Annotated in this window: 26 protein-coding genes; 4 read left to right on the forward strand and 22 right to left on the reverse strand. The window is 65.7% G+C overall.

The annotated features are described in order from the left end of the window. Positions 1-17: 17 nt before the first annotated feature. The 17 genes from ACEQXE_RS02470 to ACEQXE_RS02550 form a co-directional block, all read right to left on the reverse strand. Positions 18-2,168, reverse strand: a complete 2,151-nt coding sequence (locus tag ACEQXE_RS02470) for a phage tail protein (protein ID WP_370177303.1) — start codon at positions 2,166-2,168, stop codon at positions 18-20. After that, positions 2,168-2,584 carry an NlpC/P60 family protein gene (locus ACEQXE_RS02475; RefSeq protein ID WP_370177304.1) on the reverse strand — a complete coding sequence of 139 codons (417 nt, stop codon included), beginning with the start codon at positions 2,582-2,584 and terminating at the stop codon, positions 2,168-2,170. The genes ACEQXE_RS02470 and ACEQXE_RS02475 overlap by 1 nt, the downstream gene beginning before the upstream one ends. Then, the gene (locus tag ACEQXE_RS02480) at positions 2,584-3,387 is read right to left on the reverse strand and encodes a DUF2163 domain-containing protein (protein ID WP_370177305.1); all 804 of its coding nucleotides are present in this window, start codon (positions 3,385-3,387) and stop codon (positions 2,584-2,586) included. The genes ACEQXE_RS02475 and ACEQXE_RS02480 overlap by 1 nt, the downstream gene beginning before the upstream one ends. Then, the gene (locus ACEQXE_RS02485; RefSeq protein ID WP_370177306.1) at positions 3,384-5,735 is read right to left on the reverse strand and encodes a DUF2460 domain-containing protein; all 2,352 of its coding nucleotides are present in this window, start codon (positions 5,733-5,735) and stop codon (positions 3,384-3,386) included. The genes ACEQXE_RS02480 and ACEQXE_RS02485 overlap by 4 nt, the downstream gene beginning before the upstream one ends. After that, complete coding sequence (locus tag ACEQXE_RS02490; RefSeq protein WP_370177307.1) at positions 5,735-6,313, reverse strand: tail tape measure protein; 579 nt, start codon at positions 6,311-6,313, stop codon at positions 5,735-5,737. Before ACEQXE_RS02490 ends, ACEQXE_RS02485 begins: the two co-directional genes overlap by 1 nt. Next, positions 6,306-6,497 carry a phage tail assembly chaperone gene (locus ACEQXE_RS02495; RefSeq protein ID WP_370177308.1) on the reverse strand — a complete coding sequence of 64 codons (192 nt, stop codon included), beginning with the start codon at positions 6,495-6,497 and terminating at the stop codon, positions 6,306-6,308. Before ACEQXE_RS02495 ends, ACEQXE_RS02490 begins: the two co-directional genes overlap by 8 nt. A gap of 7 nt (positions 6,498-6,504) precedes the next feature. Beyond that, positions 6,505-6,813, reverse strand: a complete 309-nt coding sequence (locus tag ACEQXE_RS02500) for a gene transfer agent family protein (protein ID WP_370177309.1) — start codon at positions 6,811-6,813, stop codon at positions 6,505-6,507. Continuing rightward, a complete protein-coding gene (locus tag ACEQXE_RS02505; protein WP_370177310.1) occupies positions 6,810-7,217 on the reverse strand; it encodes a phage major tail protein, TP901-1 family in 408 nt (135 codons plus the stop codon). Before ACEQXE_RS02505 ends, ACEQXE_RS02500 begins: the two co-directional genes overlap by 4 nt. Before the next feature lie 113 nt (positions 7,218-7,330). Then, entirely contained in the window at positions 7,331-7,729 is a 399-nt protein-coding gene (locus ACEQXE_RS02510; protein WP_370177311.1) for a DUF3168 domain-containing protein, read from the reverse strand. Beyond that, positions 7,729-7,884 carry a hypothetical protein gene (locus tag ACEQXE_RS02515; protein WP_370177312.1) on the reverse strand — a complete coding sequence of 52 codons (156 nt, stop codon included), beginning with the start codon at positions 7,882-7,884 and terminating at the stop codon, positions 7,729-7,731. Before ACEQXE_RS02515 ends, ACEQXE_RS02510 begins: the two co-directional genes overlap by 1 nt. Further along, positions 7,881-8,417 carry a phage head-tail connector protein gene (locus ACEQXE_RS02520; RefSeq protein WP_370177313.1) on the reverse strand — a complete coding sequence of 179 codons (537 nt, stop codon included), beginning with the start codon at positions 8,415-8,417 and terminating at the stop codon, positions 7,881-7,883. The genes ACEQXE_RS02515 and ACEQXE_RS02520 overlap by 4 nt, the downstream gene beginning before the upstream one ends. A 138-nt stretch (positions 8,418-8,555) precedes the next feature. Next, entirely contained in the window at positions 8,556-9,710 is a 1,155-nt protein-coding gene (locus ACEQXE_RS02525; RefSeq protein ID WP_370177314.1) for a phage major capsid protein, read from the reverse strand. Between the two features lie 113 nt (positions 9,711-9,823). Next, positions 9,824-10,216, reverse strand: coding sequence for an HK97 family phage prohead protease (locus tag ACEQXE_RS02530; RefSeq protein WP_370177364.1), 393 nt, complete (start codon positions 10,214-10,216; stop codon positions 9,824-9,826). Positions 10,217-10,272: 56 nt separating this feature from the next. Further along, positions 10,273-10,581 (reverse strand): DUF6127 family protein, encoded by a 309-nt coding sequence (locus ACEQXE_RS02535; protein ID WP_370177315.1) that lies wholly within the window; start codon positions 10,579-10,581, stop codon positions 10,273-10,275. 241 nt (positions 10,582-10,822) lie between these two features. After that, the gene (locus ACEQXE_RS02540; protein WP_370177316.1) at positions 10,823-11,971 is read right to left on the reverse strand and encodes a phage portal protein; all 1,149 of its coding nucleotides are present in this window, start codon (positions 11,969-11,971) and stop codon (positions 10,823-10,825) included. Positions 11,972-12,390: 419 nt separating this feature from the next. Further along, positions 12,391-13,719, reverse strand: coding sequence for a DNA-packaging protein (locus ACEQXE_RS02545; RefSeq protein WP_370177317.1), 1,329 nt, complete (start codon positions 13,717-13,719; stop codon positions 12,391-12,393). Continuing rightward, positions 13,709-14,197 carry a hypothetical protein gene (locus ACEQXE_RS02550; RefSeq protein WP_370177318.1) on the reverse strand — a complete coding sequence of 163 codons (489 nt, stop codon included), beginning with the start codon at positions 14,195-14,197 and terminating at the stop codon, positions 13,709-13,711. The genes ACEQXE_RS02545 and ACEQXE_RS02550 overlap by 11 nt, the downstream gene beginning before the upstream one ends. Before the next feature lie 211 nt (positions 14,198-14,408). Here ACEQXE_RS02550 and ACEQXE_RS02555 point away from each other — a divergent pair, with 211 nt between their 5' ends. Next, a complete protein-coding gene (locus ACEQXE_RS02555) occupies positions 14,409-15,050 on the forward strand; it encodes a YqaA family protein (RefSeq protein ID WP_370177320.1) in 642 nt (213 codons plus the stop codon). Positions 15,051-15,071: 21 nt separating this feature from the next. On the opposite strand, the gene ACEQXE_RS02560 is transcribed toward ACEQXE_RS02555, so the two are convergent. From ACEQXE_RS02560 to ACEQXE_RS02580, 5 genes are all read right to left on the reverse strand, one after another. Further along, positions 15,072-15,503 carry an OsmC family protein gene (locus ACEQXE_RS02560; RefSeq protein ID WP_370177321.1) on the reverse strand — a complete coding sequence of 144 codons (432 nt, stop codon included), beginning with the start codon at positions 15,501-15,503 and terminating at the stop codon, positions 15,072-15,074. Positions 15,504-15,558: 55 nt separating this feature from the next. Beyond that, on the reverse strand, positions 15,559-16,368 hold the full coding sequence (locus ACEQXE_RS02565) for a trypsin-like serine protease (RefSeq protein WP_370177322.1): 810 nt from the start codon (positions 16,366-16,368) through the stop codon (positions 15,559-15,561). Further along, positions 16,368-17,621 (reverse strand): aminotransferase class I/II-fold pyridoxal phosphate-dependent enzyme, encoded by a 1,254-nt coding sequence (locus ACEQXE_RS02570; protein WP_370177323.1) that lies wholly within the window; start codon positions 17,619-17,621, stop codon positions 16,368-16,370. The genes ACEQXE_RS02565 and ACEQXE_RS02570 overlap by 1 nt, the downstream gene beginning before the upstream one ends. Beyond that, positions 17,618-17,863: an acyl carrier protein gene (locus ACEQXE_RS02575; protein WP_370177325.1), complete on the reverse strand. Its 246-nt coding sequence runs from the start codon at positions 17,861-17,863 to the stop codon at positions 17,618-17,620. The genes ACEQXE_RS02570 and ACEQXE_RS02575 overlap by 4 nt, the downstream gene beginning before the upstream one ends. Before the next feature lie 86 nt (positions 17,864-17,949). After that, the gene (locus ACEQXE_RS02580; RefSeq protein WP_370177327.1) at positions 17,950-18,318 is read right to left on the reverse strand and encodes a response regulator; all 369 of its coding nucleotides are present in this window, start codon (positions 18,316-18,318) and stop codon (positions 17,950-17,952) included. A gap of 50 nt (positions 18,319-18,368) precedes the next feature. On the opposite strand from ACEQXE_RS02580, the gene ACEQXE_RS02585 reads away from it, so the two are divergent. The 3 genes from ACEQXE_RS02585 to ACEQXE_RS02595 are packed head-to-tail and all read left to right on the forward strand — an operon-like array spanning position 18,369 to position 19,752. Continuing rightward, positions 18,369-18,668 carry a DUF3572 domain-containing protein gene (locus ACEQXE_RS02585; RefSeq protein ID WP_370177328.1) on the forward strand — a complete coding sequence of 100 codons (300 nt, stop codon included), beginning with the start codon at positions 18,369-18,371 and terminating at the stop codon, positions 18,666-18,668. Continuing rightward, positions 18,665-19,291 carry an HAD family hydrolase gene (locus ACEQXE_RS02590; protein WP_370177329.1) on the forward strand — a complete coding sequence of 209 codons (627 nt, stop codon included), beginning with the start codon at positions 18,665-18,667 and terminating at the stop codon, positions 19,289-19,291. The genes ACEQXE_RS02585 and ACEQXE_RS02590 overlap by 4 nt, the downstream gene beginning before the upstream one ends. Then, positions 19,288-19,752 (forward strand): RidA family protein, encoded by a 465-nt coding sequence (locus ACEQXE_RS02595; protein WP_370177330.1) that lies wholly within the window; start codon positions 19,288-19,290, stop codon positions 19,750-19,752. Before ACEQXE_RS02590 ends, ACEQXE_RS02595 begins: the two co-directional genes overlap by 4 nt. Positions 19,753-19,771 lie beyond the last annotated feature (19 nt).

Raw genomic sequence — 19,771 nt, forward strand, 5'->3', positions numbered from 1 at the left:
TTCTCCAACGGTGAGGGTCAGTGTGGAAGCGCGGTCGCGCACGAGACGGAATGACTACCCACCTGGCGCACCCATAATTGGGCGGTCGGATGCCCGGCGGAGAGGGAGGCCCAGTCGGCCTGTGGAAGCGTGAAACAGGGCTCGTTCACGTCCCAATGTGAGACAGGCGCATCGACCGGGCCGAAGCCAACGCGATAGATTTCGCGTTCTTCGACCAGCGGCGCATCGATTCCGTCGAACCAGTGCCACGCACCGCGTGCCCGCCGAATCCATCGCCACTCCGGGTCACCGGACGCAGTCCGGGTAAGGCGGGGGTGCACCGGCGCGAGAGGCTGCAAGGTGGAGCCTGCCGAAGCCAGCGTAGCGTACACAGGGTCGCTGTCACCAAGGCCGCTATCGGCGCCGATCTCGAGGTAGCTCGTCGCTCCGAGCGGTGTGAGGTGCTCATCGAGGATCACCGCCGCCGTGCCGGCGGGATGCCCGGCGGCCGCATGATGCTCGGTCCCGCCACGCCCCCGGAGCAGGCCCGCCAGCCGCCACTGGCCCCCTCCCAAAGGCGTGGCATGGCGAAACTGCAGGATTTCCTCGCCCAGCAGCAGGCGGTTTGCGCCATTGAGCAGAGCCAGTCCCTCAACCGATTGCAACTGCTCGCTGGACGAGCTGAGGGCGACATCGAGGGTGGCGAGAGCCTCGAACAGCATTGCCGGGGAGCCGGGCAATGCAGTCAGGCTTTCACCCTGGATGGCATTGCCGCGCGCCGAAACGCCGGTCGGCAACAGCGACTCATTCTCGATCCGCAGCAGGGGGATGGCGGTTCGCGCCCCTGCGAGACTGGCGGCGGCAAAGCGTTGTGGCACATTGCTCGCCCCAAGGCCGTCCCACGGAAGCTCGAAATAACGCAGCCGAAGTTCGCCCGGTCGTTCGTCGATCGGCGGCACCACTACGCCGGGATCGGCAATCGCGGCGCTGGCAGCATTGTCGACGATCCGCTCAAGATGCAGATCGACCCCGTCGGAATGCCATTCCGAACTGCGGACCAGCCATTGCCGCAGATCGCCCTCGCGCGTCACGCAGCGCCCCGGCGCCGTATGGGCGGTCGGCTCCGCGATACGATAGGCCAGAGTTTCGCGAGTGGTGAGCGCGCGGTGGCGCATGGCGGCTATGCGCGCTTGCGCCGCCGCGGCATCGAAGACGCCTGCGAATTCCACCACTTCGCTCTCGCTGCCGCCGGCGCCGGGTGCCTGCTGGACCGATGGAAGGAAATCGCGCGCCGCATCGTAATAACGCAGGGCCGAGGGAGCCCTGAGATCAGTCGCACCCCGGCGCACCAGCGGTTGCGCACTCGCGTCGCCATCCGAACGTCCGGTAACCGGTGCGGGAAGCAGGCTGGTCGACGTGACCTCTACCGTTTGCACCGACAGGCCATCGGCATCCGAAGTGACGACCAGCGGATAAACGCGCGCCACCGATGCGACCAGATCGGCGCGGGAGCCGCCATGATCGGCATAGCCAGCCAGCCCGGGCAGGGGCACGGAGGCGACCGGTGTGAAATCGGTTTCATCCAGCAGGTCGACCAGGTCCAGCGCGCCGTCGGATGCGATCACCTCAAAACTGAGCGCGGGGATGCGATTGCCGAAACTGGCGAGCTGGAGGTCTTCGAACACGACATAGGCGAGCGAGCGAAAGGCGCAGGCATGGGCTCCCTTGTCTGCCTCGATCAACGGATCGGCCACCTCGTCGCCAAACCCATGATGCAGGCGCATGGTGCCGCCGACCTTGAGATCGCCCGCGGTTCCGCGCAGCAGGGCGCCGTCGGCCCATATGCGACCCAGCGCTGAAACCGGGCGGCTCGACAGTGCCACCGCGAAGGAGCTGGAATAGCTGTAGCTGGTGGTGGTCGGCTGGCCCTTGCCGCTGGTCGTCTGGCTGCTCTCGGCGAGTTCGGTTGCCCAGATAATTGTCCCGGGCGCGCGCACCGTGCCGTAGATTCGCGGGACCGGCTGGCCATAGCTGGACGTGGTTACCGCCAGCTCAGTCAGCCGCGGTCCTTCGCGCTCCGGCTTGCCGATAACCGATGTGTCGATTGCGCGTCCGGCAAGCGCGCCAATTGCGCCACCGATGGGTCCCGCCACTGCCGTGCCTACTGCAGAGAGAATTAGCGTAGCCATTATGGTTCTCCATCAGGGGCGAGACGCCAGGCGTGTATGATTGCCCACTCGGCAGGGAAGGTGCTGCTCACGACCCGGCCAAGGCCGGCGTGCGCGTGGACGATACGATTATCGGGAAGCGCGATGGCGAGATGGACTTGGACAGGGCCGCTCCGGACGAGCAGGATATCGCCAGCTGCGCGCATTCCGGTGCATTGGATCAATCCGGCTGCATGCAGAGACAAGGTCGGGATGGTGAAACTGCGACGGCGGGGTCGGTAATCGGCGGGAAGTTCCAGCTCGACGCCAACCGAATGCAGGCTAGCGATGACCAGACCTATGCAATCGAGCCCGGTCGCAGGGTCGCGACCCTGCAGGCGAAAGGGCGTCCCCACCAACCGTTGCGCTGCGCAGGCAAGCGCGTGAGAGAGAGCCATCAGCTGCGCGAGGGATATCCCGCGACGAGATCATTGCCCGGGAGGAAGGGCTCGCCGCGAAAGTTCAGCACATTTCCGAAGCGGCTGGCGCAGGTCGCGATGGTCCGGTCGCAGCCTTCGCGCAGCAGCGCCCGCGTGCCCGGTTCCACCCCGGCCGGTATTGGCCCGTCGAGCACCAGATCGCCACCGTCCTCTCCGATAATCGAATGTCGTAAACCGACCGCCGCGCCTTCAAGCCAGCGAAGTTCGCCGAACAGGAAGTCGGCTGGCGCAATACCGGAAAAGGTAACCGCGTTGGCCTGATGTTCGATTGCAGTGACGGGCAGATCGTGTGTGAACCGCGATGGCGAAAGATTGCATCCCGGCGCGCAGAACCGTGCGCGACAGCCGGGGCTCGTGCGTGGGACGGGATCGTAATCGAGCGCCGCTTTGACCGAGCGTAACTGGGCCGCAAATCCGTCGACAACAGCTTCCGTCTCCCCGATCGTGCCGTAATAGAGCTCCTTCGTCGTCCCCGTTTGCCAGTCGATCGTGCCGACCATCACACCCGCGCCATCGAACCGGCCCGCTTCCAGATCTCCCGCGGAAATCGCATCATGCGTGAGCGCACCATCCATCTGCGCGTCGTCGCCGGTAATATCGGCAGTTAGGCGCAGTGCGGCAGGCCGAATGCCGGGCGCGGCCCGGAGGCGAAGCCCATCATGCGCCAGATCGCGGTCGTGGCTGGTAAAGCCCAGCGTTACACCGTCGCGGCGCTCGATCCGCCAGAAAAAGGCCTCGGTGGAGAGGACGTCCGCGCTCATGCCGCCTCCCGGATTTCGACCAGCGGTACGCTTGGCGCCTGGCCTGCGGCGAAGCCCGCCGCGCTGATGGCAAGCCGGTCTTCAGCGAAACGGACCGGCACATCGAACAGGAAGCCTGCATGCACTTCGACACCTTGCGCAGGCGGATTGTCGAGCACGATCTCACCCAGCGGATCGAGTGTGAAGGCACCCGTTTCCACCCCATCCACCGCGACCCTGACCGATCCAGCGCGCGGGCGGGTGATCCGCCGGATCTGCGGTTCCGGCTCTTCGCCATAGCGTTTCACCAGCGCAAAGCGGGTGGCTTCGCCATCTCCCGTTCCCAGCAGCTGGTCGAGCGGGCCCGGCGTGCCTGCCGCGCCATTGGACGATTCGTCGAACGGATCGGCCAGGCGAAAGCCGCGTGCGGGGCCGTGCCGCGCGCGGAAAAAGGAGATCAGCGTCGCGAGTTCGGTTTCGGAACGGATGCCCGGGCCGACATCGAAGCGCAGGCGGGCGTCGGTCCATTGTGCCGTGCGCCGCTCGTGCCCCGATGCGGTCACCAGCACCGAGGTTGAGAATTCGGGGCTCGCGCTGGCATCGCGGCCGAGCGCAAGCGGGAAGGAGAGATCGTCGAAAGCCTGCATATCGGTTCCCGTCTGGCTATCTGTGGGTGGCGCAAGGCGCGTGTATCCATCGCGCGTAACCTGAGGCAGCGCCCACACGAAGCGGCGGGTCACACCGCGCTCCTTCGCTTCATCGAGGGCCGAATCGATCCGGGGCCAGAAGTCCGCAGCATCCTCTGCCGAGAGCACGAAGCCGGAGAGGTAATCCTGTCGATCGACCGGATAGCCGAGCCGCGAATCGACGGTGGCGTAGGCGCTCCGCCGATTGGAGGTCGCGCCTGCCACCAGCCAGTCGTAATCTTCGACCTGCAACCGATCGAAGGCGGGGTAGGCCCAGCCGACCGGCATGTTGGCGCGCTTCTGGTGGGGCATCGAAGGATCGAGCACGCTGGGCGTGAACACCAGCAGCATTACTTCGGCAGGGCCGTTCGCCGCATCGCGGACGGATTGCGCGAGGGCTGCGGTGGAATCCGCTAACAATTGGCCTGCCCGGTCGAGCAGGGTGTGATGCGGCGGGTAGAGCGTAGCGGTTAGCGAGGGGAGCGCGGTCATGATCCCTTCGCTGTTGAACAGCTGCACGGCGGCTGGATCGTAGATGCAAATATGCCCGTCGGCGCGCACCCACCACCAGGGCTCGCCGTCTTGGAACAGCACGGGCAGGTCCTCATCCTCCACCAGCGTAACGAAATTCGCCGCGACCGCGCGCAACCACGCCATGGCTTGGGGCCGTGCGGGGGTCAGCAGTGCCGAAGGCGGAACCCAGCCGGTACGTGCGTAGCTGCCGTCGAGCGCACGCTGTTGCCACGAGGTCGGGCAATGATCCGCGAGCAATTCGTACGACAGCGACACGATCGGTTCGAACCCGGCCGCGGCGAGGTGCGCGAACCAGCTTGCGTGCCAGGCCCGTGCCGGTTCGCACAGCGTACCCGCCGGATCGGCAAGAAGACGGCCTGCATCGGTGCCCTGGCCGGTCACGAGCCGGAAGAAGTGGCTCATCCCGACATAGTGGATCACCCGCCCGCGATAGCCGAGATGGCGGATCTGCCGCAGGATGCGCTCGGGTGTCTGGTTGAAGGCATCGTCATAGGCTGTCGCGATATGCTCGCCATGCTCGGGCAGCATACAGTCGCCGATTGTCAGCATCGCGCGCGCGCCGTCGCAGGCCATATCGCTCAGCTCGACCCAGCCGTCGGCGCGAGCAGGCAGCTTGGCGAAGCTGCCCGGCACGTATCCGGGCGGGGCGAGCGAAATGAACATCCGGTCGATGGCCGAAGGATGGATTGCCTCTCCGGGCAGGGTGAAGCCGCCTTCGAGTGCGGAGAACGGCAGCGTGATGATCGCATCCTCGGGCGATCCGACCGCATAGTTCCACAGCCTCACATACCAGCTGCGCGCATTGCCACTGGCGTCGCGCCCTTCGATGGTGAGCGTCGGCCCGTTCACCGCATCGAGCGTGATGACCCCGCCGCTACGCCAGCGAAACGACAACACGGTGTGCGCATAGTCGCGGTCTGTCTTGTAGGCATGGAGCGGGTGGTCGAGCGTGTCCTCGCTATCCCAGATCAGCCCGGCCAGTTCGCCCGCATGATGAAATTCGCAGTCCACCCGCAATGCGTCCGGCGCGGTGGTCACCACGCTTGCCATCATCGGGCGCGGGAAATTGACCGTCCAGAAGCGCGGATCGAACCGCTGGATATGATCGCACTCCTGCCCGTTACGGCGCGAAGCGAGCCAGAAGGACATCACGAATTCTCCATGGCGCGATGGACGGCGGCGGCGATCTGGCGGCTGGATCGTTCGAGCGCGACTGGTGCGGATGTGCCTGCGGGCGCGGCAAGCTGGATCGAGACATCGACGCGCTTCGCGGTGTCACCCTGCCCAAGCGGCAGAATGCGTCCGTCGCCGGGTGGTACGAAAACCTCTGGCCCGCGCTCGCCGACGAGGTATCCGCGTTGCGCACTTACCGACCCGCCCGTGGCTCGACCGGGAAGGCCGAGGGCGCCGCCCAGCAGCGTGCCGACAATACCGCCCAGCGGATTGTTCGACCCGAATAACTGGCCAAGGCCGAGTTTCAGCGCCTGCGCAGCGATCCGGTCTATCGCCTTGCTCGCGGCAGCCTGTAGGTCTTCGAAGCCGAGGCTTCCGCGCCGGATGGCGCGGAGCAGCCCGCGTTCCAGCACGTCTCCCGCCCGCGCAAAGCCCGAGACAAGCTCACCATCAAGGTCGCGACGCATGCGCGCGATATCATCGGAAAAACCCTGCGTGCTTGCCCGTATGTCGATCGTCAGTTGATCGACCCGGTCGGCTTCGAAATCAGGCATCGGGATCATGCTCCATCAGGGCTTCGAGGTCGCTGCGGGCCATGCCCTCGGCGGCGGGTGCGATCGGCCCCAGTGCGGTCGCGAGTTCGGCGGGAGTGGCGCGCCAGAAGGCCTCCGGCGTCCAGCCGAGCGCCTGCGCGGCGAGGGCTGCGAGCGGAGGAACGCCGCTGGCAAGGTCTTTCATCGGCTCCTCAGCGACCCTGCAGGATCGCCGCGAGCAGCGCGCGCAGCGGCTTGGTGCTGGCAGCCAGTCCGTTGGCTAGCACCGCTTCGCCGACAGCATCGCGGGTCAGGCCCTCACGGCTATCGAGGCAGTGCCAGAACAGCGTGGCGATTTCGGCCAGCCGCAGCTCGCCGCCGCCTGCCCGCTCGACCAGTGCGAACAGCGGGCCGAGCTCTTCCTCTGCTGCAACCAGCGCGGTGAAGCTGGGGCGCAGCGTGCGCACCTCGCCCGCGATGCGGATGCACGCCTCGCCTCTCAGGACATTTGCGTTACTCATACGGCAGCGACCGCGCCCGAGCTTTCGAGCTGGATCGTGTAATTGCGCTCGCCGTTGAAATCCCCCGAATAGTCGAGCCGCTGGACGAGGAAGCGCCCGCGCAGCCGTGCGCCATCCTCGAACGACAATTCGTAATCGTCGATCGTCCCGGCGAGCGCATGCGCCTGCACCCGTGCCTCGGCGTCCGAACCAAGAAATATCCCGCCTGCGCTGACCGATACGGAGCGGGTGCCCGCGCCCGAGAGAAGCTCGCGCCATCCACCGGAGCCCTTGTGCGTCACCACCACGCTATCGCCATTGATCGACATTTGCGTGGTGCGAAGGCCGGCGACGGTTTCGTAGGCGGGCGGCGTTGCACCGTCGCCGATCTTGAGAAGGAAGGCGGAGCCTTTTTGGGCTGTCATAGCGATACCTTTGCAAAAACATCCGCTCACCCTGAGCTTGTCGAAGGGTCGCCCTGCTTTTGTGACGGCGGAAGAAGGAAGTACGGGGCTTCGACAGGCTCAGCCCGAACGGGTTAGAGGGTGGGCGCTTGTAGAATCCGAAAGCGGTATTCGCGCAGGATCGCGCGGGCATTGCGCTCGCGGCGCTCGGCCCGTCCGCGCAGGAAGGTAGCGTTGACGACGCGAAAACCGTCTTGCTGGGCCGGTAGCGAGAGCACCCGCGCATCGACCTGGTGGGCGATGTCGCCGCCGGTCGCCGGATCGTCCCCGTGCAGGCGCAGTTCGAACGCGACGCGGACCTCTCGGCCCGCATGCGTTTTGGTGCTCCAGTCGATCGATGCGGACGCGACCAGTGCCAGCCACGGCGTGGAAGCACGCTCGATCTCGGCCTCGTCGACCAGATTGATGGCGGCCATCAACTCGGCATCGGCCCGCAGATGATCGAGCAGTGCGGTGCGCAGCAGCGTTTCCATCAGTCATCTCCGAAATGCGGCCAGAGCTTCGCGGGCGAGCGCCAATGATCGCTGCCGCTTCGTCCGGTGATCGAGCGGTGATCGAGGCGCCGTAACGCCCGCTTTTCCAGGAGGAGGGCAAGCCGGTCGAGCGCGGGCATCTTGACGCGGATCATGCGAGGCGCACCTGACGCCAGGGTCGCCACAGTGCCGCAATGGCGGCGGGCGGTTCGCCTGCGCCCTGCTCGCCCTCGCGATGGAGAAAGGCGGCGAAGCGCAGGATGCCGTGGCGCAGGCCGTCGGGGAGCGAGGCCCAATCGGGTGCGAGCCCCGCCTCCAGCGTCAGCACGACACGAATGATGAAAGGCCCGCGCCGCAAGCGCAACTGCGCCGAACCGTCGCCAGACAGGTGGAGGTCGTATTCGTCCTCGTCCAATGCGGATCGCGCACCTTCGCTGTCGAGCGATTCCACGTTTGCCACCTGCGCGATGGACCGGGTCGTCAGCCGCGTCCATTCATGGCTCGCATCGCGGACTTCCTCGATGGTCGAGGCCAGCGGAGTGAGGCCGGTGAAGCGCTCGCACGCCTCGACCCCGGCGCCGATCAGCGCGGTCAGCTGCGCATCGTCTGCGCTTCGCGTGATGCCGAGCCAGTGCTTGAGTTCTGCCAGCGCTGGCGAGAGATCGCCGCCGGCCAGGATGGTGCGCATCGAGGCGGTCTCCTTGATGGGTCAAAGGGAAGGCGCCCGCGCCGCCGGGTTCTCGAACGGCCAAGGGGGAAAGCCGGAGATGGCGGGGCGGCGCGGGCGCGCGGGGCGCGGGAGCCAAGGCTCCGCACCCCGTCGGCGTCAGGCTTCGATCCGCAGCAGCTTGATCGCTGCGCTGTCGAGCACCTGCCCGCCGATCCGTTTGGTAGCGTAGAAGTGGACGAAGGGCTTGTTGCTGAAGGGATCGCGCAGCACCTGCGTCGCGCTGCGTTCGGCGATCAGGTAGCCGTGGCGGAAATTGCCGAAGGCGATCGGATATTCGTCCGCCGCGATATCGGGCATGTCCTCGGCCTCGACCACCGGGTAGCCGAGCAGGCGATCGGGCTGCCCCTCGACAAGACCCGGCTGCCACAGGAAGGCGCCGTCGCTGGTCTTGAGCTTGCGCACCTCGGCCAGCGTCGCGGAGTTCATCACGAAGCTCGCGCCCTGGCGGTGCCCGGCCTTTAGCGTATGGACGAGATCGATCAGCGTCAGGTCGGGGTCGCTGCCCAGGCCGGTCGCGCTGCCGGTACCGATATATTGCAGCGAGCCGAAGGCGCGCGATCCATCGCCGAGCGTGGAGGTGGTCGCCTGAAGGAAGCCCTTGGGCTGATTGGTACCGCTGCCATTGACGAAGGCCGCGCCCTCTGCCCGGGCGAATTCCATCGCAATCTCGCTCGCGAGCCAGCTCTCGAGATCGAAGGCTGCATCGTCGAGCATCGACTGGCTGGCCGCGGGATTGGCATAGAGATCGCCGCTCGGCGGCGCGATCTCGGCGAAGGTGGGCGTGTCGGTTGCGTCGCGCTCGCCGATCTCGCTCGCCCAGCCGCTCGCCGTGCCGCCGGTCGTGATGAGCTTGCGATAGCCCGCGCTGCCGGTCTGGACGACCTGCGCGATGGCGCGGATCGGGCTGATGGCGGTCACTTCGCGGGCGATCATCGCGTCGATCTGGCGGGGTACCGCATAGCCACCATCGCCCGGCTGGGTGCCGGAGATCGACTTGATCTCATGTGTCGCGCCACGCCGCAGATAGCCGTCGACTAAGCCCTTCACTTCGGCGGGTGCGCTATCGCCCGAGCCCAGCGCGGGGCGCTGCGCCGCGCGGCCGATCTTGTCGACGCGGGCCTTCACCTCGTTGAGATCGGTGCGGATCGTCGCCACATCTTCTTCCAGCGCGTCCTGCCGGGCGACGATATCGAAGCTGGCGTCCAGCGGATCGGCGGTAGGGGTTTCGGTAATGGGGGTCTGAATATCCATGGGGCATCTCTTTCTTGCTTGGGGGAGGGAAAGCGTGAGCTCCTGCGAAAGCAGGAGCCTCAGGCCGGTAGGGCGTGGTGCTGTAGGCACGAGATCCCTGCTTTCGCAGGGATTCAGGGGGAGATCAGATGCACCCGTGCGCCCTGTTGCAGGGGATGGGTGACGAGGCTGATTTCGAGCAGGTCGACGGCGATCAGCGCGCGCCCTTCGGGACGGTGCTCGGCGGTCCGCGCTCGGTAACCGAAGCTGAGCCCGCTGACGGCGTGCGCCGCGAGCAATGCGGCGGCGCGGCTGGCGGGCCGATCGATCCGGGCGACGACGCGGAGGCCGCGTGCATCCTCGCCAATCTGCTCGACCGTGCCGATCCGCTGGCGCGGATCGTGCTGCCAGTAGAGCGGGAGCGGGTCGCTGTTTCGCGCGAGCGTGGCGGTGAAGGCGCCGGGTCGGATGGTGTCGCGGGCGGCGTCCGGAATGCCGAAAAGGGCGGCATATCCTGCGATCCTCAGCACTGGCTGATCCGTTCGCCCTTCGACAGGCTCAGGACGAACGGTTGGGTTCGCACTCACTTGAACAGTCCCGGCACGCCCAGCCGTACCGCGATGCCGAGCAGCAGCAGCGCGCAGGCTCCGCGCGCCAGCCACTCGATCGCGGCCTTCCACGCGCTCGCCTTGGCATCGCGCCAGGCCTGCAGCAGCTCGCGCAGCTCGTCGATATCGCCCGAGGCGGCCTCGTCCGAAAGCCCGATGCGGACCAGCGCACGGTTGGCACCCAGCTCGCCCGCCTCCTCCGCGATGGCGCGCAGAGTGACGAGTTCGGCACCCTCGGTCCGCGCCTGTGCGAGCAGCGCGGCAAGCATGTCTTCATTGGTCATGGCGGAAACCTTGCTAAGGATCGGAAATGTCGGATCGGGATGAGAAAAAGCGTGGCTGTGTGCCGAGGGGATGCTGGCTCACGATCCTCATCGTTGTGGCGTTGTTCGCCTCGTATTTTGTCTATCTCGTCTGGAGCGCTGGTTCGCTGCAGACAGCTGCCTCGATGCAGGGAAGGTCTACGACTTCGTCGAAGATCGATGCCGGTCCGACCTCGTGAAGGGGCGAGGCGAACCGCCCCCCTTATGGCCGTTCTAGCCCCAGCATCGCGCGGCGTTCCTCGTCGGTCAGGAAGTCGGCCTCGCTGACCTGCTTCCACAGCCGCTCGCGATCTTCGGACAGCGCGGGCACACGGTCGAGATCGACCGCGATCCGCGCTTCCGCGAACCACGGAGCGAGGCCCGCTGCGATCCCGGCGAAGATCTTGTCCGCCAGCGGCAGCAGCGTGAGCCGCCACAGCGCGCGGTTCGCCTCGCGGTAATTGGAGTAGGTGTTGTCGCCCGGCAGGCCGAGCAGCATCGGCGGTACACCGAAGGCGAGCGCGATGTCGCGCGCCGCCGCCGCTTTCAGCGTCGCGAAGTCCATGTCGGCAGGGCTCAGGGCCATGCTCTGCCAGCTTAAGCCCCCTTCGAGCAGCATGGGCCGCCCTGCATTGCCGTTGCCCTGGAAGGCGTTGGCAAGCTCTGCCTTCAACCGCTCGAACTGGTCGGTGGTCAGCCCCTGCCCGTCGCCCGGAGCATAGACCAGCGCGCCCGAAGGCCGCGCGGCGTTTTCCAACAGCGCGTGGTTCCACCGGCTCGCCGCGTTGTGGATCGCGATGGCCTGCGCGGCGGCGCTCAAGGCCCCCGCGCCATAGTGATCGTCGCCGGGGTTGAGGCATTTGAGGTGGATCAGTTCGGGCCAGCCGTCCTCGTCCTCCAGCGGAATGACGTGGGTCTGCGCGCCGAGGTGATAGGCGAAGGCTTCGGGCCAACCGATCGGTCCGGGCCGGATCGTCACCCGTTCGGGCCGCAGTGCGAACAGCTCGACCGGCCTGCCGCTGCCGTCTTTCAGCACCTGCACGAAGGCGTTGCCGTGCAGCAGCAGATGCGCGGCGATGGTCTCGACGAGCGACTGTCCTGCGGAAGGTGCGGTTACGAGCGCGAGAAGGTCCTCCGCGTCCGTCTGGATGGGCGCAGCACCCACCCCCTCGGCCACGATCCGCACCGCGCGCTGGGCAACGGGGTTGGAGGCGTAGCCGGCCTGCAGGCTGGTCGCATAATCGAAGGGCGGCGCAGATGCCCCGCGCATCTCGAAGGCATGCGCCCAGGGCGAGGCAAACCCGCGCGCAATAGGCACACGGGCGCCCCCCCCGCCCTTGAAGGCGGAGGTTATGGTATTGAGGAAGGACATGGAATGCCTTTCAGATCTTCGGGATTGAGGCAGCGAGTTGGACTGGGTAGCGTTCGGAAATGGATCGCTCGTTTGCTATGGTCTTGTTTGCATTGGCCGGGCTGGCTTCATGCGACTCAGTCGGCGAGCCGGTTTCCACTCTGCCGGTCGTGTACCGGGAAAGCTCTCCCCGGAGTGCGAGCCGGATCATGAGTTGCTTCGAGCGGACCGGAATTGAGAGCTATTTTCCAGGTGTAAGATTTTATGCCATCGCCTCAGGGCGAGTAGGCGGCCCCGACGCTGGCGGTTATCGTGCGGACGATGGGACAAACGTTGCGGTCATCCAAGGATATTTGAAACCGACAATCGTTGCAGTTCGTGCGCATGGACCCTTGACAGATCTCCAGCGCAGCCTGCTCGCAAAATGCGTATGATAGGTTCTAAAGAGCTTTGATACCGGGCCTCCCGCTCTTTCCAAGCATCAGTTCGGTCAGTGCCCAGACCAGCGCATCTGCCCGGTCGGGCGAGCGGCCCGGTCCTTCGTAACCGCCGCCGACGATTAGCCCGCACAGCTGGTCCTCCAGCTTCGCGAACAGCCCGGCGTGGCGCACGCGGCCTGCCTCGTACAGAGCCGCGACCGGCTCGGCGCGGGCGACCTTGCCGCGGCTGGCATGGACCAGCTTGACCGGCAGCGACACTTCGCCTGCGCGCAGCACGCTTTCGACCATCGCGCCGCCCTGGTTAGCTTCGGCCACAACCCGGTCCGCTTTCCATTGCCCGGCAGCGCGGGCGACGGCGCGGGCCCATGCCTCGGGCGAGGCGCGTTCGATTGACGCATCGGCAAGCACCCTCGCCACACCCTCCTCGTCGACCCCGCACACCACGATCCCGCAGGCATCCCCCTGTGCGCTGGCGGGTGGATCGACGCCCACGACAACCCGGACAGGCTCGCCCGCAGGTTTCGACACACGGCACGCCTCCAGTCTGGCGCGGCTCCATAGCGCGCCCTCGATATCGCTCAGCAATTCGCCCTCCAGCTCCTGCCGACCTAGTGTGGTGCGGGCGAACTGGCGGCGCATCCGGTTGACGAAGCGGGTGGGGAGGTTTCCCAGATTATCCCACGTCGTCCCATGCGTGACCACGGCTTCCCCGGCCTGCCCCTCTGCCAGAAGGCGCTTGACCAGCGGGACGGCACGCGGCGTAGTGGTGGCCAGCGCGCGCGGGCACTCGCCCAGCCGCAGGCCCATCAGCAGGTTGTCCCACGCGGTGACCGCCCGTTCGCCTGCGCTATCCCATTTGGCGATCTCGTCGCACCATGCGTAACCATGTTCCGGGCCCCGGAGATTCTCCGGTTCGGCGGCGGAGTAACAGAACGCCTGCGCCCCATTCCCCCAGGTCAGTCGTCGCAGGCTCGGCTCCCACAAAGGGCGCAACGATGGCGAGCACACCGACAGGACGCCGCTCTCGCCCTCGATCATCACGGCGCGAACCTCGGCCAGGGAGGCCCCGACCAGCGCGATCCGCGCCTCGCGGTCTGCCTGTGCCACCGCGCGCACCCATTCTGCGCCCGCGCGGGTCTTGCCGAAACCGCGCCCCGCGCAGATCAGCCATGTGTGCCAGTCGCCCGGCGGGGCGAGCTGTTCCACCCGCGCCCAGCGGGGCCAGTGATAGGCAAGCGCAAGCGACTCTCTACGAGTGAGCGATTTATGCCAGTCGAACAGAGCGTCGGGTTCGAGCTGCAGGAGATCGCCCAGCAGCTCAGCTGTCATGCTGGCTCTCGGCCTTTGCAAGCCGCGAACGGATCGTCGCGAGCTTGCGGTCGAGCGCGGCGAAGACTGCCGCTTCGTCCTGCCCTTCGCGACGCGCCCGCTCTGCCGCGATTGTCTCGCGATGCGCGCCCAGCAGCCGGATGGCGTTGGCAATGTCCAGCTTGCGGTCCGGGTCGTGTCCGCGCAGGCTGGCGAGCACTTCCATTTCGAGATGCTCGTAGCCTTCGTAAAGCGCGGTCCGCCAAGCGAGCGCAAAGTCCTCATGCTCGCGCCGCGTCTTGTAGGCGCGGCTGGCCGAGACACCTGCTTTTTTGGCCGACGCGGTGACGTTGGACGTCGCGGCGAGTTCCTGGAGGAAATAGGTCCGCCAGTGCTTGTTGACCGGGCCTTCGCCCTCGGCTGCCTTCTGCGCCTCGGTAAAGCGCACGTTCTTGCGCTTCGCCCGCTTCGGGGGCGAAGTGCGTGTGGTACTGGTCATGCAGGAAGCGCCCCGAAGTTTGGCGTGGGCTGCGAGAGCGAGGCCGCTGCGGGCCGTTCGCACCATCGCGATGTTCCTGTTGTCTAACCAAAGAGCGTCGCGATGTCAACCATAAAATAACCAGATAGGTAAAATAGGGTAGGCGCGATCTGCTTGCACGGGTTCGATTGCTCGCCTAAGCCGCGCAAACTCAACGGATCGAAGGGTCGCCATGCTGCGCGGATTGTACGAATGGACCATGCAGAAGGCGGCGCACCCGCACGCGCAGTGGTGGCTGGCGCTGTTTGCCTTCGTCGAATCGAGCTTCTTCCCGATCCCGCCGCACCCCTTGCTGGGCCTTATGTGCCTGGCCGAACCGAAGAAGGCGGTCCGCTTCGCCCTGATCGCCACCGCCGCTTCGGTGCTGGGCGGGATGCTCGGCTACGCGATCGGCGCGCTGCTGTATGAAAGCATCGGCCTTTGGCTGGTCTCGACCCTGGGATATGCGGAGATCTTCCCGTGGGCCGCCTGCACCGTGAACGCGAATGGCGGCTGGGCGGTGTTCACCACCGCGAGCACGCCGATTCCCTACAAGCTGATGACCATCACGGCAGGCTTCGTCAGCATGAACCTTGCCACCTTCCTGATTGCCAGCATTGCGGGACGTGGGCTAATCTTCATGACGGTAGGCATCCTGTTCCGCCTGTTTGGTGCGCCGATCAAGACCTTCATCGACAAGTACCTGGTGCCGCTGACCACGCTGTTCGTGGTGCTGGTGGTGGGCGGTTTCCTGGTCATCACGCAGCTGGGCCACGGCGATGACGCAAGCGATGCGAACGACCCCTGCGCCAACGCCACATTGGAAGACCTGTAGCCGGAAAGCCGCCGCGCGCCGTTATCCGGTGAACTCGGTCTCCAGCGTGATCTCGGTGTCGAGCAGCTTGGAGAGCGGGCAGTTCTCTTTCGCGGTCTGCGCACATTCTTCGAATGTCGCCTTGTCCAGTCCGCCGCCACCGCCCGTCACCGAAAGCGCGGACTTGCTGACCTTGAAGCCGTCTCCGTCCTTGTCCAGCGAGACGACGCAGGTCGTTTCGATAGTACCGTCCAAATGGCCCTTGTCGGCCAACTGGAAGGCAAGCGCCATGGTAAAGCAACTGGCGTGCGCAGCACCGATCAGCTCTTCGGGATTGGTCCCGGGCGCATCCTCGAACCTGGTGTTGAAACCATAAGGCTGGTTGTCGAGCGCGCCGGATTCGGTCGAGACATGGCCTTTGCCGTCCTTGCCGAAGCCATCGTACCTTGCACTTGCACTGTTGGTGGTCGTCATTGCGATATTCTCCTTCACCTCATCAGACGGTGCAGGAGGATGTGCGTTCCGACGGTCAGGCCCCGGCGATGGTGGCCTCGATCCAGTCCCGATAGGCGGCCACTCGCGTGTGATACGTGGTCAGGCCATAGGCACCGGCACGAAAATCTTCCGGTGCACCATCCCAGTAGCTCCATGAGCCGAGCGCCACGACACGCATCTCGCCCGCCTGATCGATCATCCAGGGGCCACCACTGTCGCCGCGCCCGATCGATCCCTCGTCGGGCAGCGCGTCAGCCCCGCGATCGAACCGGATGCCGATCCAGTTTGGCAGGACTTCGGCAACCTCGTTGCGCGCCCGCCGCAGGATTCCGCGTTGCGGATAGATGGAGAGCGCACCGGTCAGCCCCGTGCCGCCCTGGCCCTTGCCGAACAGCGTGAGGATGTCGCCTTCCTCTATCGGCCCCTCGAACAGCTGGACGGGCGCAATATCGGTAACCGGCTCGCGCAGCCGGACCAGCGCGATGTCGCGCATGGCGAAGGACCCGTCCATGATCGGCTTGATCGATCCGTCGGGAGCGGGGCCAGGCGGCTCGGCGTAGTCTGGGTGGACGATGACTTGCGCTACCGCTCTTTCGCGCCCGCCGATGGTCACGCTTGCAAGATCGTCGGTGCGCCAGACAACGGTGTGCGCGACGGTGAGCACCCATTCGGGAGCGATCAGGACGCCCTGTCCGCTCTCGGGCATGTCGACCAGGGCGGGAATGTCGGCAGAGGTAGCGCGGTACAGTGCCGGGTCGGCATCGTGGCGGACGACCACCGAGTGGGCGGGTGCGGCGATCAGCCCGGTACAAAGCGCGAAGGCAATACCGGGCGCCACTCGCATCAGATGATCCCGGTCGCCTTGCCCGCGCGTTCGAACATTCGCAGGATCGTGCCGACCTCCTCGTCGCTATGTTCGGCGCACAGCGAGCAGCGCAGCAGCGTCATATTGGCCGGCGTTGCGGGCGGGCGGGCGAGGTTCACGTAAAGCCCTTCCTTCAGCAGCGCTTCCCACATCTGCGCGCCCTTGGTCAGGTCGGGCATGATCACCGCGATGATTGCACTTTGCGGCTCGTCGGTCCCGAGCTGGAAGCCCAGATCCTTCAATCCACCATGCAGCCGCCGCGAATTCTCCCACAAATGCGCCCGCTTGTTGGAGCCATGCATCAGCTTGCGGATCGAAGTCGCGGCAGTGGCGACTACGCTGGGCGGCAGGCTGGCGGTGAACACGTAGGGGCGGCAGACCAGCCGCAGGATCTCGAAATCTGGATGGTTGGAAACGCAGAAGCCGCCGACGGTGCCGACGCTCTTGGAAAAGGTGCCGATCACGAAATCGACATCGTCGAGCACGCCCTGGTCTTCTGCGACTCCGCGACCGTTCTCGCCGATGAAGCCCATCGAATGCGCTTCGTCGACCAGCACCATCGCGCCCGCTTCCTTGGAGATGCGAACCATGTCCTTGAGCGGCGCAATGTCGCCGAGCATCGAATAGACGCCTTCGAGCACCACCAGCTTGCCCGCATCGGCGGGAATGCGCTTCAACCGCTTTTCGAGCGCTTCGATGTCGTTGTGGCGGAAGGGGACGATCTCGGCCCGACCCATCGCGCAGCCATCGTAGATCGAGGCGTGGCTATCGATATCCAGCACCACATAATCGCCCTTGCCGGCGATGGTGGAGATGATGCCGAGATTGGCCTGGTACCCGGTGGAAAAGACCATCGCGTGGTCCATTCCGTAGAATTCCTTGAGCGCGTCCTCGCATTCCTTGTGGCCCTGATACGTCCCGTTCAGCACGCGGCTTCCGGTGGTGCCGCTGCCGAAATTGCCGAGCGCATCCTTGCCTGCGGCGATCACATCGTCGTCGAAGGTCATCCCCATGTAGTTGTAGGTGCCCAGCAGGATCGTCTCGCGCCCGTTGCAGATCGCACGGGTGGGGGAGAGCACCTTTTCCATGACGAGGTTGAACGGATCTTCCACCCCGCTGGCGAGCAGGCCCTCGCGCATCTGGATCAGTTCGTCGAACTTGGCGAACAGATCGCCCTTGCCGCGGCCTTCCTGGACTACCGGCGCGTCCGGCTGGTCGATCCCTTCGCTCATGCGGCTTCGACCAGCTTCTTCACTGCGTCGACCAGCTGGCCGTAGGTCTCGATCTCGGCCTGCTGGTTCATCGAGATGATGATGTCGAACTCGTCCTCGATCGCGGCGACGAAATCCATTACGGTCAGGCTATCGAACTCGAGGTCGCCCTGGAAGGTGGTCGCGTCGGTAATCTCGACACCGTTCTTGTTGAACGGCGCGATCAGGTCGCGGATTCGCCGGTCGATCTCGGCACGGTCCATCGCGGGCATCCTTTTCTCACATCCTCTTGGAAGTCGGCGGGGCAAAGCGCGTTCGCCCCGTATTTGTCAAGCTTTCGGGCGCAGCCTCATTCGCCGAGCAGCGCGATGACCTTGGCCGAAAACGGGCCGATGGAAACGGGCTTGGCAAGGTAATCTTCCGCCCCCGCGGCGCGGATACGATCCTCGTCCCCCTTCCCGGCGTAGGCGGTGACGGCGAGCACCGGAACCGAGGCGAGCTGCGCATCCGCCTTCATCTGCGCAATCAGGTCCAGCCCGGAAACATGCGGCAGCTGGATGTCCATGATCGCCAGGTCGGGACGGAACCGATGTGCGGATTCGATCATCGAATTGCCGTCCGCGCAGCCGAGTACTTCGTACCCCTTTGCGCGCAGCACGTCGCAGAACAATTTGCGGTTGAGATCGTTGTCCTCGACAACAAGGATACGTTTTGCCACGCCCCGCCCCAGATTTGACCTCCCTTACGAATAGGCCAGCAGCCCCCGGTATGACAACGCCCGAGCCCACCAACTCAACAGAGCCCTCGACCGGGGGGCATTCGGATGCCGAGGCGCTGGCGCTGGGCGCGCTGGGATGGATCCTGACGGACGAGCAGCGTGCCGACCGCTTGCTGTCGCTGACCGGGCTGACGCCGGAGCGCTTGCGGCACGGGATCGAGGAGCGCGCCGTGCAGGCTGCCGTGCTCGAATTCCTGGCCGGACACGAGCCCGATCTCGTGCTGGCAGCCGATGCGCTGAACGTCGCGCCGGAAAAGATCGTCGCTGCCCATGGGGAGCTGTCCCGATGAGTGCGCGGCCATTGGTCATCTCCGATTGCGACGAAGTGCTGCTGCGCATGGTTTCGCATTTCCGCGACTGGCTGGGCGAAGAGCACGAGATAGACTTCGCTTTCCAGTCGGATTTCGCCCGCGCCCTTACCCGGCGTGAAGATGGCGAGGCGGTCGACCAGAAGGATATCTGGCGGCTGCTCAACGCCTTCTTCGATACCGAGATGGACCGGCAGGACCCGGTCGAAGGCGCGGTCGAGGCCTATGGCCAGCTGGCCGAAAAGGCCGATGTGGTGATCCTGACCAACCTGCTCGACCACCGGCAGCAGGATCGTGCGGACCAGCTTGCCCGTTATGGGATCGATGCGAAGGTCTACACCAACCAGGGGCCGAAGGGCGCCGCCATCGCGCGAATTATCGAGGAATATTCGCCCAGCCGCTCGCTGTTCATCGACGACCTCTCGCAGCATCACAATTCGGCGCGCGAACATGCGCCCGATACAGTGCGTCTGCACCTGTGTGGCGAGCCCGGTCTTGCCCCGCATATCGCCTGCGGGGAGAAGGCTGGCGATGCGCACGCCCGGATCGACCGGTGGGACGACGCACTCCCGTGGATACTGCAACGCCTGGAGGAACCTGCATGACGATAAGAGCCCGCCTCGATGAAATGGGGATCCAGCTTCCCGAAGCTGCGGCCCCGGTTGCCAGCTATGTGCCCGTCGCGGTGCATGGCGATGTCGCCCACGTCTCTGGCCAGCTGCCCTTTATCGATGGCGAACTAGTCACCGGACGGCTGGGTGAAGACGTCTCGCTGGACGAAGGGATTGCTGCCGCGCGCGCCTGCGGGCTGATGATCCTCGCCCAGCTGGAGGCCAAGCGCATCCCGCTCGACCGGGTTGAGCGCATCGTCAAACTCGGCGCCTTCATCAACTGTACGGGCGATTTTACCGACCAGCCCAAGGTGGCGAACGGCGCTTCGGAACTGATGTTCGACGTGTTCGGCGAGGCCGGGCGCCATGCGCGTGCAGCGGTCGGCGTGCCGTCGCTGCCGCTCGGCGCGGCGGTAGAGATTGACGCGGTGATCGCGCTTCGTCCCCATCACTAGGCTTCGGCGGCAGCAAGAG

The organism is Alteriqipengyuania sp., assembly GCF_964222115.1.
GTDB lineage: Bacteria > Pseudomonadota > Alphaproteobacteria > Sphingomonadales > Sphingomonadaceae > Alteriqipengyuania.

Bases quoted from the DNA above. Each gene is read 5' to 3' on its own strand.
- ACEQXE_RS02470 (WP_370177303.1), bottom strand. From the start codon at position 2,168: ATGGCTACGCTAATTCTCTCTGCAGTAGGCACGGCAGTGGCGGGACCC.
- ACEQXE_RS02475 (WP_370177304.1), bottom strand. From the start codon at position 2,584: ATGGCTCTCTCTCACGCGCTTGCCTGCGCAGCGCAACGGTTGGTGGGG.
- ACEQXE_RS02480 (WP_370177305.1), bottom strand. From the start codon at position 3,387: ATGAGCGCGGACGTCCTCTCCACCGAGGCCTTTTTCTGGCGGATCGAG.
- ACEQXE_RS02485 (WP_370177306.1), bottom strand. From the start codon at position 5,735: ATGTCCTTCTGGCTCGCTTCGCGCCGTAACGGGCAGGAGTGCGATCAT.
- ACEQXE_RS02490 (WP_370177307.1), bottom strand. From the start codon at position 6,313: ATGCCTGATTTCGAAGCCGACCGGGTCGATCAACTGACGATCGACATA.
- ACEQXE_RS02495 (WP_370177308.1), bottom strand. From the start codon at position 6,497: ATGAAAGACCTTGCCAGCGGCGTTCCTCCGCTCGCAGCCCTCGCCGCG.
- ACEQXE_RS02500 (WP_370177309.1), bottom strand. From the start codon at position 6,813: ATGAGTAACGCAAATGTCCTGAGAGGCGAGGCGTGCATCCGCATCGCG.
- ACEQXE_RS02505 (WP_370177310.1), bottom strand. From the start codon at position 7,217: ATGACAGCCCAAAAAGGCTCCGCCTTCCTTCTCAAGATCGGCGACGGT.
- ACEQXE_RS02510 (WP_370177311.1), bottom strand. From the start codon at position 7,729: ATGGAAACGCTGCTGCGCACCGCACTGCTCGATCATCTGCGGGCCGAT.
- ACEQXE_RS02515 (WP_370177312.1), bottom strand. From the start codon at position 7,884: ATGATCCGCGTCAAGATGCCCGCGCTCGACCGGCTTGCCCTCCTCCTG.
- ACEQXE_RS02520 (WP_370177313.1), bottom strand. From the start codon at position 8,417: ATGCGCACCATCCTGGCCGGCGGCGATCTCTCGCCAGCGCTGGCAGAA.
- ACEQXE_RS02525 (WP_370177314.1), bottom strand. From the start codon at position 9,710: ATGGATATTCAGACCCCCATTACCGAAACCCCTACCGCCGATCCGCTG.
- ACEQXE_RS02535 (WP_370177315.1), bottom strand. From the start codon at position 10,581: ATGACCAATGAAGACATGCTTGCCGCGCTGCTCGCACAGGCGCGGACC.
- ACEQXE_RS02540 (WP_370177316.1), bottom strand. From the start codon at position 11,971: ATGTCCTTCCTCAATACCATAACCTCCGCCTTCAAGGGCGGGGGGGGC.
- ACEQXE_RS02545 (WP_370177317.1), bottom strand. From the start codon at position 13,719: ATGACAGCTGAGCTGCTGGGCGATCTCCTGCAGCTCGAACCCGACGCT.
- ACEQXE_RS02550 (WP_370177318.1), bottom strand. From the start codon at position 14,197: ATGACCAGTACCACACGCACTTCGCCCCCGAAGCGGGCGAAGCGCAAG.
- ACEQXE_RS02555 (WP_370177320.1), top strand. From the start codon at position 14,409: ATGCTGCGCGGATTGTACGAATGGACCATGCAGAAGGCGGCGCACCCG.
- ACEQXE_RS02560 (WP_370177321.1), bottom strand. From the start codon at position 15,503: ATGACGACCACCAACAGTGCAAGTGCAAGGTACGATGGCTTCGGCAAG.
- ACEQXE_RS02565 (WP_370177322.1), bottom strand. From the start codon at position 16,368: ATGCGAGTGGCGCCCGGTATTGCCTTCGCGCTTTGTACCGGGCTGATC.
- ACEQXE_RS02570 (WP_370177323.1), bottom strand. From the start codon at position 17,621: ATGAGCGAAGGGATCGACCAGCCGGACGCGCCGGTAGTCCAGGAAGGC.
- ACEQXE_RS02575 (WP_370177325.1), bottom strand. From the start codon at position 17,863: ATGGACCGTGCCGAGATCGACCGGCGAATCCGCGACCTGATCGCGCCG.
- ACEQXE_RS02585 (WP_370177328.1), top strand. From the start codon at position 18,369: ATGACAACGCCCGAGCCCACCAACTCAACAGAGCCCTCGACCGGGGGG.
- ACEQXE_RS02590 (WP_370177329.1), top strand. From the start codon at position 18,665: ATGAGTGCGCGGCCATTGGTCATCTCCGATTGCGACGAAGTGCTGCTG.
- ACEQXE_RS02595 (WP_370177330.1), top strand. From the start codon at position 19,288: ATGACGATAAGAGCCCGCCTCGATGAAATGGGGATCCAGCTTCCCGAA.